The 12,903-nt window shown below is 68.8% G+C and carries 17 protein-coding genes; 7 read left to right on the plus strand and 10 right to left on the minus strand.

Going from position 1 to position 12,903, the window contains the following annotated elements; genetic code table 11:
- Positions 1-83: 83 nt before the first annotated feature.
- Both AWC16_RS03845 and AWC16_RS03850 read left to right on the plus strand, forming a co-directional pair.
- Positions 84-422 (plus strand): hemophore-related protein, encoded by a 339-nt coding sequence (locus AWC16_RS03845; RefSeq protein WP_085263466.1) that lies wholly within the window; start codon positions 84-86, stop codon positions 420-422.
- A 13-nt stretch (positions 423-435) separates the two neighbouring features.
- On the plus strand, positions 436-1,302 hold the full coding sequence (locus AWC16_RS03850; protein WP_085263467.1) for a sulfurtransferase: 867 nt from the start codon (positions 436-438) through the stop codon (positions 1,300-1,302).
- A gap of 8 nt (positions 1,303-1,310) precedes the next feature.
- On the opposite strand, the gene AWC16_RS03855 is transcribed toward AWC16_RS03850, so the two are convergent.
- The 7 genes from AWC16_RS03855 to AWC16_RS03885 all read right to left on the minus strand — a co-directional run bounded on the left by AWC16_RS03855 (position 1,311) and on the right by AWC16_RS03885 (position 8,266).
- The gene (locus tag AWC16_RS03855; protein WP_085263468.1) at positions 1,311-2,768 is read right to left on the minus strand and encodes a flavin-containing monooxygenase; all 1,458 of its coding nucleotides are present in this window, start codon (positions 2,766-2,768) and stop codon (positions 1,311-1,313) included.
- A complete protein-coding gene (locus tag AWC16_RS03860; protein WP_234812114.1) occupies positions 2,765-3,631 on the minus strand; it encodes an SDR family oxidoreductase in 867 nt (288 codons plus the stop codon). Before AWC16_RS03860 ends, AWC16_RS03855 begins: the two co-directional genes overlap by 4 nt.
- Before the next feature lie 3 nt (positions 3,632-3,634).
- Positions 3,635-4,309, minus strand: coding sequence for a DUF5642 family protein (locus tag AWC16_RS03865; protein ID WP_165759158.1), 675 nt, complete (start codon positions 4,307-4,309; stop codon positions 3,635-3,637).
- Positions 4,310-4,396: 87 nt separating this feature from the next.
- Positions 4,397-5,305 carry a GTPase Era gene (era, locus tag AWC16_RS03870; protein WP_085263469.1) on the minus strand — a complete coding sequence of 303 codons (909 nt, stop codon included), beginning with the start codon at positions 5,303-5,305 and terminating at the stop codon, positions 4,397-4,399.
- 92 nt (positions 5,306-5,397) lie between these two features.
- On the minus strand, positions 5,398-6,696 hold the full coding sequence (locus AWC16_RS03875) for a hemolysin family protein (protein WP_085263470.1): 1,299 nt from the start codon (positions 6,694-6,696) through the stop codon (positions 5,398-5,400).
- Entirely contained in the window at positions 6,693-7,229 is a 537-nt protein-coding gene (ybeY, locus tag AWC16_RS03880) for an rRNA maturation RNase YbeY (protein WP_085263471.1), read from the minus strand. The genes AWC16_RS03875 and ybeY overlap by 4 nt, the downstream gene beginning before the upstream one ends.
- Positions 7,226-8,266 (minus strand): PhoH family protein, encoded by a 1,041-nt coding sequence (locus AWC16_RS03885; protein ID WP_085263472.1) that lies wholly within the window; start codon positions 8,264-8,266, stop codon positions 7,226-7,228. Before AWC16_RS03885 ends, ybeY begins: the two co-directional genes overlap by 4 nt.
- 118 nt (positions 8,267-8,384) lie before the next feature.
- Between AWC16_RS03885 and AWC16_RS03890 the strand changes: the two genes are divergently transcribed.
- Genes AWC16_RS03890 through AWC16_RS03910 form a run of 5 tightly spaced genes read left to right on the plus strand, consistent with a single transcriptional unit; the run spans position 8,385 to position 10,314 of the window.
- The gene (locus AWC16_RS03890) at positions 8,385-8,624 is read left to right on the plus strand and encodes a hypothetical protein (protein ID WP_085263473.1); all 240 of its coding nucleotides are present in this window, start codon (positions 8,385-8,387) and stop codon (positions 8,622-8,624) included.
- On the plus strand, positions 8,609-8,995 hold the full coding sequence (locus AWC16_RS03895) for a type II toxin-antitoxin system VapC family toxin (RefSeq protein ID WP_085263474.1): 387 nt from the start codon (positions 8,609-8,611) through the stop codon (positions 8,993-8,995). The genes AWC16_RS03890 and AWC16_RS03895 overlap by 16 nt, the downstream gene beginning before the upstream one ends.
- 30 nt (positions 8,996-9,025) lie before the next feature.
- Complete coding sequence (locus AWC16_RS03900) at positions 9,026-9,223, plus strand: antitoxin Phd (protein WP_109561264.1); 198 nt, start codon at positions 9,026-9,028, stop codon at positions 9,221-9,223.
- Positions 9,220-9,603, plus strand: coding sequence for a type II toxin-antitoxin system death-on-curing family toxin (locus AWC16_RS03905; RefSeq protein WP_085263476.1), 384 nt, complete (start codon positions 9,220-9,222; stop codon positions 9,601-9,603). The genes AWC16_RS03900 and AWC16_RS03905 overlap by 4 nt, the downstream gene beginning before the upstream one ends.
- 48 nt (positions 9,604-9,651) lie before the next feature.
- Positions 9,652-10,314: a class I SAM-dependent methyltransferase gene (locus AWC16_RS03910; protein ID WP_085263477.1), complete on the plus strand. Its 663-nt coding sequence runs from the start codon at positions 9,652-9,654 to the stop codon at positions 10,312-10,314.
- On the opposite strand, the gene AWC16_RS03915 is transcribed toward AWC16_RS03910, so the two are convergent.
- From AWC16_RS03915 to dnaJ, 3 genes are read right to left on the minus strand one after another with little or no spacing between them, the layout of a single operon-like run.
- Positions 10,293-10,994: an AraC family transcriptional regulator gene (locus AWC16_RS03915; protein ID WP_234812115.1), complete on the minus strand. Its 702-nt coding sequence runs from the start codon at positions 10,992-10,994 to the stop codon at positions 10,293-10,295. The two genes, AWC16_RS03910 and AWC16_RS03915, sit on opposite strands and share 22 nt — an antisense overlap.
- Entirely contained in the window at positions 10,987-11,730 is a 744-nt protein-coding gene (locus AWC16_RS03920; protein ID WP_085263478.1) for a 16S rRNA (uracil(1498)-N(3))-methyltransferase, read from the minus strand. Before AWC16_RS03920 ends, AWC16_RS03915 begins: the two co-directional genes overlap by 8 nt.
- Before the next feature lie 7 nt (positions 11,731-11,737).
- The gene (dnaJ, locus tag AWC16_RS03925) at positions 11,738-12,883 is read right to left on the minus strand and encodes a molecular chaperone DnaJ (protein WP_085263479.1); all 1,146 of its coding nucleotides are present in this window, start codon (positions 12,881-12,883) and stop codon (positions 11,738-11,740) included.
- Between the last annotated feature and the right edge of the window lie 20 nt (positions 12,884-12,903).

A 12,903-nucleotide genomic window follows, 5' to 3' on the forward strand; every position in this document is an offset into this window, starting at 1 on the left:
ACCGGCTGTCCGCTAAGCTTGGTCCGTCTTGAGGTAGGACTTCGTACCCCCGTATAGGTGCATTGGTGAAAGGCGTCTGCAAAATGGCCTCTCTGTCGTTGACCAGGCTCGCTGTCGCAGCTGGCAGTCTGGCTTTGTCGCTCTCCGCTGGAGCCGGGTTCGCGGCCGCAAGCCCCGACCTCGGCCCGATCGTCAACACCACCTGCAACTACTCCCAGGTGATGGCGGCGCTGAACACCGAGCACCCCGCTGAGGCCGCAGACTTCACTGCCTCCCCGATCGCCGCGACCTGGCTGCAGTCCTTCCTGGCTTCGCCTCCCGAGAAGCGGCAGCGGATCGCCACCCAGATCCAGGCGATGCCGGAGGCTCAGCAGTACATCGGCACCATCACCTCGATTGCCGCTTCCTGCAACAACTACTGAGCAGAGCCCAGCGGTGGGCCCGCGCAGCAAGGTCCTGATCACCGCCGCGGAGCTCGCCGAGCTCCTGCGCGCCGGTGATCCGGTGACCGTCCTCGACGTCCGTTGGAGCCTGGAGGCACCGGATGGGCATCCGGCATACCTGCGCGGCCACCTTCCGGGTGCGGTGTACGTCTCGCTCGAGGACGAGCTGTCCGACCACGCCGTTGCCGACCGGGGCCGGCACCCGCTGCCGACCGGGCGCAACCTGGAAGCCGCCGCCCGCCGGTGGGGCGTGAGACGAGACCGGCCGGTGGTGGTCTACGACGACTGGAACCGGGCCGCGTCCGGGCGGTTGTGGTGGTTGCTGACCACCTCCGGGGTGGCCAACGTCCGGATTCTCGACGGTGGGCTGCCGGCGTGGACAACGGCCGGCGGCGAACTGGAGACCGGTGAGGTGACCGCCGAACCGGGCAAGGTGACCCTGCTGCCCGAAGACCTCTACGACGGCATCCGGCCCACCCTGACCGCCGACGAGGCCGGCGAGGGCGCCCGCACCGGCATGCTGGCGCTGCTCGATGCCCGCGCCCCCGAACGATTCCGCGCCGAGGTGGAACCGATCGATGCGGCCGCCGGTCATATTCCCGGCGCGAAGAACCTACCGTTCACCGCCCTGCTGGCCGCCGATGGAACCTTCCTGCCCGACGACGCGGTTGCCCGGCTGCTGTCCGAGCGCGGCGTCGGCGCCGACGACGCGGTGGGTGCCTACTGCGGTTCGGGGATCAGCGCGACGGTGATCGTGGCGGCGCTGGCCGCCGTCGGCCGCTCAGCGGCGATGTTCCCGGGGTCGTGGTCGCAGTGGAGCTCGGATCCGTCACGGCCAGTGGCCCGCGGCGAGCACTGAGGGCCGAATCAGCTGACGTGGAAGTCCGCCGGGTCCGGGCTGTCCAGCATCGCCTTCATCGTCGCCCGGTCGAAGGGCCACAGGTCGACCGCACCGCCCTCGGTCAGGTACCACGAGTTGCAGCCGGTGTTCCATACCGTCGGTCCCATCGCGACGGCGACGTCGTCGTTGAACCGGGTGGTGGCCTGGTCGGTGACCTCGACGGTGGTCAGCTCCGCGGCCCGGAACTTCTCCAGCCACTGCGCGATGTAGCGGGCGGTCAACTCCGAGGTGTACTGCAGTGAGATGGATCCGGTGGGTGAATTGGGGCCCAGCACCGTGAACAGGTTGGGGAACCCGGGGATGGCCGTCATCCGGTAGGCGCGCGGGCCCTTGGCCCAGGCGTCGTCGATGTTGATGCGATCCCGGCCGGTCAGCCGCATGGGCCGCATGTAGTTGTGGGCGTGGAATCCGGTCGCCAGCACGATGACGTCGGTCTCGCGGTGGGTGCCGTCGGCGGTGCGGATGCCGTTCTGGGTGACTTCGGCGATACCGTCGGTGACGAGGTCGGCGTTGTCGGCGCGGATGGCCCGGTAGTAGCTTCCCGACACCACCTGGCGCTTACACAGCGGCTGGTAGTCGGGTTGGAGTTTGGCCCGTAATGTTTTGTCGCGCACCTGAATTCGCAGGCATGCCCGAGCGTATGCCTGCACGGCCCGGCGGCGCCACGTCGGACGCGTGGTGAGGTCGGTCAGCAGGTCCGATCCGCCGAAGGCCATCATCCGGTACAGCGCTCGGTGCAACGCCGGGAAGCGCGCCAGCACCGCGGCGACCCCCGGCAGCTGCGGCAGGAACATGGGCGCCCACAGGATCCACTGCGCCGAACGCACGTAGTGGTCGATCGACGCGGCTCGGGGCTGCAGGGCCGAGACCACCTGCACGCCGGTCGATCCGGTGCCGATCACCGCGACCCGCGATCCGGCCGTGTCGAGATCGTCATCCCAGCGGGCGGTGTGCACCACCGGGCCGGCAAAATCCGCCAGCCCGGGGATCTCGGGGACAAACGGGTGGTGCAGCACCCCGGTCGCGCAGATCACGAAGTCGGCGACCAACTGTTCCCCGGTGGCGGTGGTCAGTACCCAGTGCCGGGTTTCATCCCATTGCGCGTCGGTCACCTCGGTGTCGAGCCGGATCAGCTCCGTCAGCCCGAGCCGGTCGACGACGTCGCGGTGGTAGCGCTGGATCGCCGGGCCGGTTGCCCAGGCGTGCCGCCAGTCGGCCTTCGGCGCGAACCCGAACTGGTAGATCTGCGAGGGCACGTCGCATCGCAGCCCCGGATAGTGGTTCCAGTACCAGACGCCGCCGACGTCGGAGCCCTTCTCCAGCACGGTGATGTCGGTGAAGCCCTGCTCACGCAGGATGTGGGCGGTGGTGATGCCCGCGACGCCCGCACCGATGATGACGACCCGGGGCTCACGCTCGGTCACGATGCTCTTTCGCCATGGTGCGCGCGGGCCTGCCGGTCCACCCGATCGATGTAGGTGCCGCGCGCAGCGGTGTCGATGGAGGTCAACGCCCGGCGATCGTCGATCAGCCGCCGGGCCAGATTGTGCAGCCACTCCGGCACGAATGCGGTCGTCGACCAGGCCGGAGCCACCCAGCGGGGCACCGATCGGCGCGCGGCCCGCGACCCGAGCACCGCGAGAATTGCCGCTGCCACGTCCTCCGGGTCGACCGTGGGCATGCCGCCGCCCAGCGGGGCGCCGGCGGTCAGCTCGGTCCGCACCGCAGAAGGCAGCACCGCCGACACCGCGACACCGGTTCCGGCGTATTCCCGCCGCGCCGACAGCGACGCTCCCAGGGCGGCGAACTTGCTCGCGTTGTAGGTGACCATTCCCGGCACCGGGATCATGCCGGCCATCGAGGCGACGTTGACCACATGGCCGCGGCCACGGCGGGCCATACCGGGCAGCACCGCCTGCATACCGTTGAGCACACCGCGGATGTTGACATCCAGGATCAGATCCCTGACCTGCTCCGTCTCGGCCTCGAACGCCCCGAGGGGCATCACCCCGGCGTTGTTGATCAGGATGTCCAACGGGCCGCCCGCATCGGAGTCGGCCTCGATGCGCCCCAGCATCTCCTGCCAGGACGCCGTGCTGGTCACGTCGAGCCGGCCTCCGGAGACGCCCAGTTCGGCGGCAGTGTGCAGACAGGCGTCCTCGTCGACGTCGCCGATCCACACTCGTGCGCCGCGAGCGGACAGCATCGCCGCCGTGGCCGCCCCGATTCCGCGGGCACCTCCGGTGATCAGGACCAGGGCGCCGGCGACCGACAGCTTCTTCGGCACGGACTACTCGCGCAGCGCCGCTACCGCGTCGACCAGCAGCTGGCGCGCCCGGTCAGGGTCGACCATGCCCGGCGGCTGGCCCTTCACCGCCTGCGGGTTGGCCGTGACCTGAACCAGGGCGCTGCCGAGGTAGGCGGTGAAGGTGTAGGACTCGCGGGACTGCCGCTGCCCGTCCTTGCCGACAAGCTCGATCTCGGAGTGCGAACCCACCGTCGTGGCGTGGTCGATCTGCGGGGCGTCCACCTCGTCGAGGTAGCCGGTCAGCTTGCCGGCGTCGAACGAGACGTGCTTGCACTTCTCGGCGGCCGCCGCGTCATAGGGCAGGTCGTCATCGGCCTGCATGGCAATCGCGACCAACTGGTTGCCGTTGCCGACGATCGAGACCATCGACATCTTGCCCCGGGTACCCTTCGGTGGCCGGCCGCTCGAGGCCGCATAGTCGGCGCAGTCGGCGGGGTCGAAAGTCACACCGGGCGGCATCTTCTGCGGCCCGAGGATCTTCGGATCGATCTCGTTGGGACCCTTGGTCTGGGTCTTGAAGTCCGAGCCGAACGTCGACTCGACGTTGAACAGCTTGGTGGTATCGAGCGGCTTGTGGGATCCCCCGCAACCGGTCAGTGCTTGCGCACACATGACCAGGCCAACCGAGGAGACAACCAACGACTTGCGTACGCGCATCCCTGGAATGTACCAATGCCGGTCCGCCGGCGGCGGGCGGTGGCCCATCCCGGTTCGGGCGCGGTACGCCCACGGCCGGCCGCAATCTCAGAATCCCAGCCGTCCGAGCTGCTTGGGGTCGCGCTGCCAATTCTTGGCGACCTTGACCCGAAGGTCGAGAAACACCTTGGTGCCCAGGAGCTTTTCGATCTGAGTGCGCGCGGCGGTGCCCACCTCGCGCAGCCGGGCGCCGCCACGGCCGATCACGATCCCCTTCTGACTGTCCCGTTCGACGTAGAGGATCGCGTACACCTCGATCAGATCTTCGCGGTCTTCGCGGGGGCGCACCTCCTCGATCACCACGGCCAGCGAATGCGGCAGCTCGTCGCGCACCCCCTCCAGGGCCGCCTCCCGAATGAACTCGGCCATCAGGGTCTCTTCGGGCTCGTCGGTCAGCTCGCCGTCGGGGTAGAAGGCGGGACCCACCGGCAGCGCCGCGGCCAGCACGTTGATCAGCACGTCGACCTGCTCGCCGGTGACCGCCGACACCGGGACGATCTCGGCTTCCGGAGCCAGCTCGCCGACCGCGACCAGTTGCGCGGCGACCTTATCGCGGCTGGTCTTGTCGATCTTGGTGACGACGACGACCAGCTTGGTCCTGGGTGCGACGGCGCGGATCTGCTCAATGATCCAGCGATCCCCCGGGCCGATCGCCTCGTCGGCGGGGATGCACAGGCCGATGACGTCGACTTGGGAATAGGTGTCTTTGACCAACTCGTTGAGCCGCTTGCCCAGCAGCGTCCGGGGCCGGTGCAGGCCGGGAGTGTCGACCAGGATGATCTGGAAGTCGTCCCGGTGCACGATCCCGCGAATGGTGTGGCGGGGGGTCTGGGGGCGGTTGGAGGTGATCGCCACCTTCTGGCCGACCAGGGCGTTGGTCAGGGTCGACTTGCCGGTGTTGGGCCGGCCGACGAAACACACGAAGCCGGAATGGAACTCAGAATCGAGCTCAGACATGGTTCCCTTTCACCGAGCGTGCACTCAGGGCGATACTTCGCGCGGATCTCCGTGCTGAGTACACGTTCGGCGCGCTCGCAGCCGTCAGTGCGTCACCGCTCATCCGTGGCCTCCTCGCCCTCGGGTTCCACCGGGCTGACCAGAACGGTGCTGATCCGCACCCGCCCCCGGCCGTCGCGGGTGCCCTCGGCCCGCAGTCGCAGGCCGTGTGACACTACCTCGGCGCCGGGCAGCGGAACCCGGCCCAGTTTCAGCGCCAGCAGCCCCCCGACCGTGTCGACGTCCAGGCCGGAATCGAACTCCAGCCCGTACAGTTCGCCCACATCTTCGATGGGCAGCCGTGCGGAAACCCGAAACCTGTTGTCGCCCAAATCCTCCACCGGGGCCACTTCGCCCTGGTCGTACTCGTCGGCGATCTCGCCGACGATCTCCTCCAGGACGTCCTCGATGGTGACCAGTCCGGCGATCGCGCCGTACTCGTCGACCAGCAGGGCCATGTGATACCGGCTGCGCTGCATATCCTGCAGCAACGCGTCGAGCGCTTTGGAGTCCGGCATGAACACCGCCGGGCGCATCACCTGCGCCACCGTGGTGTCCCGTCCCCCGTTGGTCGAGTAATAGGTTTGTTGGACAAGATCTTTCAGGTAGACCACCCCGAGGATGTCGTCGACGTTCTCGCCGATCACCGGGATGCGGGAGTGGCCGCTGCGCACCGCCAGAGCAGTGGCCTGACCCGCCGTCTTGTCACGTTCGATCCACACCATCTCGGTGCGGGGCACCATCACCTCTCGGGCCGGGGTGTCGGAGAGTTCGAAGACCGACTGGATCATCCGGCGCTCGTCGGCGGCCACCACTCCGCTCTGCTGCGCCAGGTCGACCACCTCACGCAACTCGACTTCGGAGGCGAACGGCCCGTTGCGGAAACCCCGCCCCGGCGTCAGCGCATTACCCAACACCACCAGCAGGCGGCTGATCGGGGCGAGCAGCACCGAAAGGACTTGCAGCGGAAGCGCTGAGGCCAGGGCGATCGAATAGGCGTTCTGCCGACCCAAGGTCCGGGGGCCCACACCGATCACCACGAAGCTGACCACCACCATGCCCGCCGCGGCGGCGAACAGTCCCCAGTCCAGGCCGAGCACGGAATGCAGCAGCAGCACCAGCAGCGCGGTGGCGGTCACCTCGCAGGTGATGCGCAGCAGCACCACCAGGTTGATGTAGCGGGGCCGTTCGGCCATCAGCTTGACCAGCCACACCGCGCCGGGACGTTTCACGCGGACCAGTTCCTCGACACGCGCCGGCGACACGGTGCTGACCGCGGCGTCGATCGCCGCGAACAACCCGCCCAGACCGATCAGTGCGATCACACTGAGTAACAGCGGTGTCCCGGTCACGGTTCGTCGAAGTACCTGGACTTGTCCAGCAGCCGGCGGTCTTTCTCGCTCTGGGTCTCGGCCCGGTAGGTCTCCACCTGGTCGGCGACCCACTCCTCGAGCAGCCGGCGCTGCAGCGCGAACATCTCTTTTTCCTCATCCGGCTCGGCGTGGTCGTAGCCCAACAGGTGCAGCACGCCGTGGACGGTGAGCAGGGCCAACTCCTGGCCCAGTGAATGCCCGGCCGCCGCAGCCTGTTCGGCGGCGAACTCGGGGCACAGCGCGATGTCTCCCAGCATCGACGGTCCGGGCTCGGGGGCGTCGGGCCGCCCGCCGGGCTCGAGTTCGTCCATCGGGAAGCTCATGACGTCGGTGGGTCCGGGCAGGTCCATCCAGCGCATGTGCAGGTCGGCCATGGCGGCGGTGTCCAGCAGCACCATCGACAGTTCGGCGCCCGGGTTGACGTCCATCTTGGCCAGGACGAACTTGGCGACGCTGACCAGCTCGACCTCGGAGACGTCGAGACCGGATTCGTTGGAGACCTCGATGCTCATCGGCGCGACCGGCCCTGGGCCGCGCGCCGCGACGCCCTGTTCATCGACAGTCCCTGGGCGTGTTCGGCTTCGTGACGTGAGTACGCGTCGACGATCTCGGACACCAGCCGGTGCCGGACCACGTCGACGCTGGTCAGCTCGGCGACATAGATGTCGTCGACGTCATCGAGGATGTCCACCGCGGCCCGCAGCCCGGATTTCGCCCCGCCGGGCAGGTCGATCTGGGTGACGTCGCCGGTGACCACGATCTTGGAGCCGAACCCGAGGCGGGTGAGGAACATCTTCATCTGCTCGGCGGTGGTGTTCTGCGCCTCATCAAGAATGATGAACGCGTCATTAAGACTCCGGCCCCGCATGTACGCCAGCGGCGCCACCTCGATCACCCCGGAACTCATCAGCTTGGGGATCAGCTCGGCGTCCATCATGTCGTGCAACGCGTCGTAGAGCGGGCGCAGATACGGGTCGATCTTCTCGCTCAAGGTGCCGGGCAAAAACCCCAGGCGCTCACCGGCTTCCACCGCCGGCCGCGTCAGGATGATGCGGGTCACCTGCTTGGTCTGCAGCGCGCGTACCGCCTTGGCCATCGCCAGATAGGTCTTGCCGGTGCCGGCCGGGCCGATACCGAACACGATGGTGTGCGCATCGATGGCGTCGACGTAGCGCTTCTGGTTGAGCGTCTTGGGCCGGATGGTCTTGCCGCGCCGGGACAGGATGTCGAGAGTTAGAACTTCGGCCGGCGACGCGCTGCCGGTGCCCACCAGCATGCCGACGCTGCGCCGCACGGTTTCGGGGGTCAGGGACTGGCCGCTGGCCACGATCGCCACCAGCTCGGAGATCACCCGCTCGCCCAGGGCGACGTCGGCCGGCGGCCCGGAGAGGGTGACGGCGTTGCCGCGCACGTGCAGGTCGGCGGCAAGTAGGCGTTCGAGCGCGCGCAGGTTCTCATCTGCGGAACCCAACAGGCCCATGACGAGGTCAGGCGGAACATCGATGCTGCTGCGGACCTGGGAGGCAGCGTTGGCGTCGCGGGGCGTCACGTGGGGTCTGATGCCTGCTTTCTTGCGGGACTGGGCAGCGTTTTGTGCTCGGATTCTCAGTCTAGCGCCGGGGCAGGACGCTCCCCAACGACAATCATGGGCATGCTAACATGCATGCATGCGTACTACGGTCGAGATCACCGACGACCAGCACCGCGCACTGAGCGCCATCGCGCAGCGTCGCGGCGTGCGAGGCTTTTCCGTCCTGGTCCAGGAAGCGCTAGATGGATATCTGGCGAATCTGCACACTGACGAGGTAGACCTGTTGCTTCAACTGGAGGGCGTGCTGACCGACTCCGACGCCCAGGAGATGCGCTCCCGCGCCGGCGACGTGAGAAGCACGTGGCGGGCCTCGTAGTCGTCGACACCGATCTCGTCATCGATTTTCTGCGCGGCAAGGGCTCCGGGGTACCGCTGGTGCGCGACTTGATCGTCGAGCATCGTTTCCGCATCACCGCTGTCACCGCGTTCGAATTGCGGGTCGGCGCCGACTTCTTGGACCGCCGCGACGAGATCCTCCGGCTGGGGCGGTCACGGACCTTCCCGCTCGACCCCGATTCCGCGCTACGCGCCGGAGAGGTTGCCGCAACCCTACGGTCCGCCGGCCAGGACATCGCGATGGCGGACTGTCTGCAAGCGGGCATCTGCCTGAGATTCGATCTCCCGCTCGCGACCCGAAACCGCAAACACTTCAGTCGGGTCCCGGGCTTGCGATTGCTTGGTACCTGAATTGGCACTATAAGTAGTACCATCATTGTCGTGCCGTCCCTGAACATCACCTTCACCGAAGAGGAGCTCGCCGCCGTCCGCGCCGCGGCCGGGGAAGAGAACCTCTCGCTGCGCGTATTCGCACACCGTGCGGTCATCACCGCGGCCAGCGAACACCGGCGCCGGGTCGCCGAGGCGGCAGCCCTGGTCGCAAAACGCTCAGCCGAGTTGAATCGCCGCCTGGCTTGACCGAATTTCTGGACCGTGACGACGTGCTCGTCGCCGGTGCATTCGCCATAGGACACGCATGCGAAGTCGGAGACTATGGGTTGCTCGACGCCGCCGTCGCTCGTCCCCAAGCGACGGCATTCGGCGTAGACGCCTATCCCGACCTGTACGCAAAAGCGGCGGCGTTGCTGCAATCGCTGGCGCGCAACCATGCGCTGGTAGACGGAAACAAGCGCACCGCCTGGGCCTCGGCGTGGACATTCCTGTACATCAACGGCATTGAGCTCTCACCAAACTTCGACGTCGACGCGGCGGAGGCGTTCATGAACGAGGTTGCACAGCGCGGAGAACTGTCGGTCGAGGACATCGCCGCCACGCTGGCGTCATTCGCGGCCGGGTGAGCGGTTCGTTCAAGACAGGAAGGTGCCGAGCCGCGGAGACTGCCGGGTATGAGCGAGAAAGACTTCACCCCCGCCCTGGGCCGGCTGGCGCCGGGCCGCTTCTTCGACGCCCGCTTGTTCGACGCCGTGGTGGCGATGACGCGCGAGCGGCTGTGGCGAGGCCTGACCATCAAGCACCTGGCACCGCGCCCGAACGATGTGATCCTCGACGTGGGCTGCGGCACCGGTTCGCTGGCGGTGCTGGCAAGCCAGGTCGAGCCGCGGGCACAGATCGTGGGCCTGGATCCCGATCCGGAGATCTTGGCGGTGGCACGCGGCAAGGACACCCACGGCCGGGTGCGCTGGTTGACCGGAATGGGCGACGCCCTGGAGGAAGCGGTGGGCGCGGAGTCGATGGACGCGGTGATGTCCAGTCTGGTGTTGCACCAGTGCCCGATCGCGGTCAAGCGCGCCGTCCTGGCTTCGATGTTCGCGGCGCTGCGGCCGGGCGGCCGGCTGGTGATCGCCGACTACGGGTTGCAGCGGACGCGGTTGATGCGCCTGGCGTTTCGGATTGTTCAGCTTGCCGACGGCAAGACCGACACCCAGCCCAATGCCGACGGTGTTCTCCCGGAGCTGATTTCGGCCGCCGGCTTCGCCGACGTGCGGGAGGCCGAAGTGGTGCCGACGATCACCGGGACGATCTCGATCTATGTTGCCCGCAAGCGCTGATCGCCGAGCGCCCGCAGCACCACCGTCGGCGTCAGGCCCATCATCTCCCGCATCTGCCGGGTGAAGTGGGCTTGGTCGGCGAAGCCCGCGGCAACCGCGGCCTCGGCCAGGGGTTTACCCGACTGCAGGGCTTCCACGGCCCTGCGCAACCGTGACCAGACGCGCCAGCGGGTGAGCGGCATCCCCAGTTCCCGGCGCGCCAGCGCGCGCAGGCGCTGCGGCGAAACGCCGATCGCAGCGGCCAGACTCGGCATCGGAACACTGTTGTCTGCCAGCATGGCCAGCGCTGTCACCAGGCGTGGATCGAGCGATTCCGACGGCCTGCGGCACGCCGCCGCGACGTCGTCCTCCCGCAGCGAGCCCAGCTCGGGCGCGGCGGCGATCCCGGCGTCGAAGCGCTGGCGCAGCCGGTCAGCGAACAAACAGTGCGGCTCGATGAAGTAGGTGACCAGATCGGACACGGCGAGGATGCGGTGCGGCGCCATCGGTGACACCACCAGCGCGACGGACTGATGGCGGGTTCCGGCGAGGTCCACCATCGCCGCTTCGCCCCGTCCGGCGACCACGATCTGGAAGGCGCCGTGGCGGTGAATCGGTCCGCCGCCGCCCACCGGGCCGCGATACACCGCGTAGCCGTCGCCGATCACCAGCGGCGGCGCCCAACCCGCTCGGCTATCCACTCGCCCAGCGCGGGGTGAGCACCCCGAGCGCACCCAGCGCGACCGCCGCCGCGGTGGAGGTGCGCAGCACGGTCGGCCCCAGCCGGGCGGCGACGGCACCGGCGCCGGTCAGCGCCGTCAGCTCCGCCTCGGTGATCCCACCCTCCGGGCCGACCACCAGCGCCAGCGCAGAGCACCCCGCCACGTCGGGCAGCCCGGCGCCGGACGCATCATGCAGCACCAGCACGGTCGTTCCCCCGGCGACCTGTTCGCGGACCCACGACACCAGCCCGGACGTCGTCAGCACCCCGTCCACCGGCGGGATGTGGGCGCGACGCGACTGCCCGGCGGCCGCCCGGGCCACCGCGGCCCACCGCCGCAGCCCCTTCTCGGCCCGGGAGCCGTCCCAGCGGGCCACGCAGCGGTCGGCCTGCCAGGCTACGAATGCGTCGGCTCCGGCCTCGGTGGCCAGCTCGATGGCCAGCTCGGACCGTTCGGATTTGGGCAGGGCCTGCACCACGGTGACCGGTGGTGCGGCCGGCGCGACCCGGCGGCGGTCCAGCACCCGGGCGCGTATCCCGCTCCTGTCGGCCTCCTCGACCCGGCATTGCGCCACCACACCGGCGCCGTCGCTGAGCGTCAGCTGCTCACCGGGCCGGATCCGGCGCACCGTCGCGGCGTGAAAGCCGGCGTCACCGCCGACTACGGCCAGCGCACCGACCTCGGGCAGCGCCTCGACGTAGAACAGGCCACCCACCGCTGGCTCAGCGGCCGGTGAAGGTTTCGCGCAGTCGGCTGAACAGCCCGCCGCTCTGCGGAGCGTGCGCCGAGCGGACCTCGGCGGTCTCGCGGTCGCGGTGGGCCTTGAACTGGCGCAGCAGCTCGGTGTCGTGGTTGTCGAGCCGTTCGGGTACCACCACTTGGACATGGGCGTGCAGGTCACCGCGCGCACCGGTCCGCAGCTGCGGCATGCCGTGGCCGCGCAGCACTATGGTCGCTCCGGGCTGGGTGCCGGCCGGGATGGTGATGTCGGTGGCGCCGTCGAGAATCGCGTCAACGGTCACGGTGGTGCCCAGCGCGGCGTCGACCATGGGCACCGATATGTGGCAGTGCAGGTCGTCGCCGTCGCGGGCGAAGATGTCGTGGGCCTGCTCGTGCACCTCGACGTAGAGGTCGCCGGCCGGTCCGCCGCCGGGCCCGACCTCGCCCTGGGCGGCCAGCCGGACCCGCATCCCGTCGCCGACACCGGCCGGGATCTTCACGCTGATCTCACGGCGGGCCCGCACCCGGCCGTCGCCGCCGCACTGGTGGCACGGATCCGGGATGACCTCGCCCACACCGCGACAGGTCGGGCAAGGTCGCGACGTCATCACCTGGCCGAGCAGCGACCGCTGCACGGTCTGCACCTCGCCGCGGCCATGGCAGGTGTCGCACCTCATGGGCTGGGAATCCCCATTGGTCCCGCGCCCCTGGCAGCGGTCGCACAACACGGCGGTGTCGACGGTGACGCGTTTGGTCACCCCGGTCGCGCACTCGGTGAGATCCAAGCGCATGCGCAGCAGCGAATCCGATCCCGGCCGGACCCGCCCGACCGGTCCGCGAGAGGCCGCACCGCCGCCGAAGAAGGCTTCGAACACATCCCCGAGGCCGCCGAAACCCCCGAATCCTCCGCCGAAGCCGTTACCCCCGCCGTTCTCCAGCGGGTCGCCACCGAGGTCGACGATCCGGCGCTTCTCCGGGTCGGACAGCACCTCGTAGGCGGCGCTGATCTCCTTGAACTTGGCCTGCGCCGCCTCGTCGGGATTGACATCGGGGTGGTACTGGCGCGCCAACTTCCGATAGGCGCGCTTGAGCTCGGTATCGCTGACGCCCTTGTCGACGCCCAGCAGGCCGTAATAGTCGCGTGCCACGCCTGACCCTTCCCACCTTC

The sequence above is a fragment of the Mycolicibacter longobardus genome (assembly GCF_002102265.1).
Taxonomy (GTDB): domain Bacteria; phylum Actinomycetota; class Actinomycetes; order Mycobacteriales; family Mycobacteriaceae; genus Mycobacterium; species Mycobacterium longobardum.

Coding starts and splice junctions, on each gene's coding strand:
- era (WP_085263469.1), bottom strand. CDS start 5,305: ATGTCTGAGCTCGATTCTGAGTTCCATTCCGGCTTCGTGTGTTTCGTC.
- AWC16_RS03865 (WP_165759158.1), bottom strand. CDS start 4,309: ATGCGCGTACGCAAGTCGTTGGTTGTCTCCTCGGTTGGCCTGGTCATG.
- AWC16_RS03910 (WP_085263477.1), top strand. CDS start 9,652: ATGAGCGAGAAAGACTTCACCCCCGCCCTGGGCCGGCTGGCGCCGGGC.
- ybeY (WP_085263471.1), bottom strand. CDS start 7,229: ATGAGCATCGAGGTCTCCAACGAATCCGGTCTCGACGTCTCCGAGGTC.
- AWC16_RS03845 (WP_085263466.1), top strand. CDS start 84: ATGGCCTCTCTGTCGTTGACCAGGCTCGCTGTCGCAGCTGGCAGTCTG.
- AWC16_RS03890 (WP_085263473.1), top strand. CDS start 8,385: ATGCGTACTACGGTCGAGATCACCGACGACCAGCACCGCGCACTGAGC.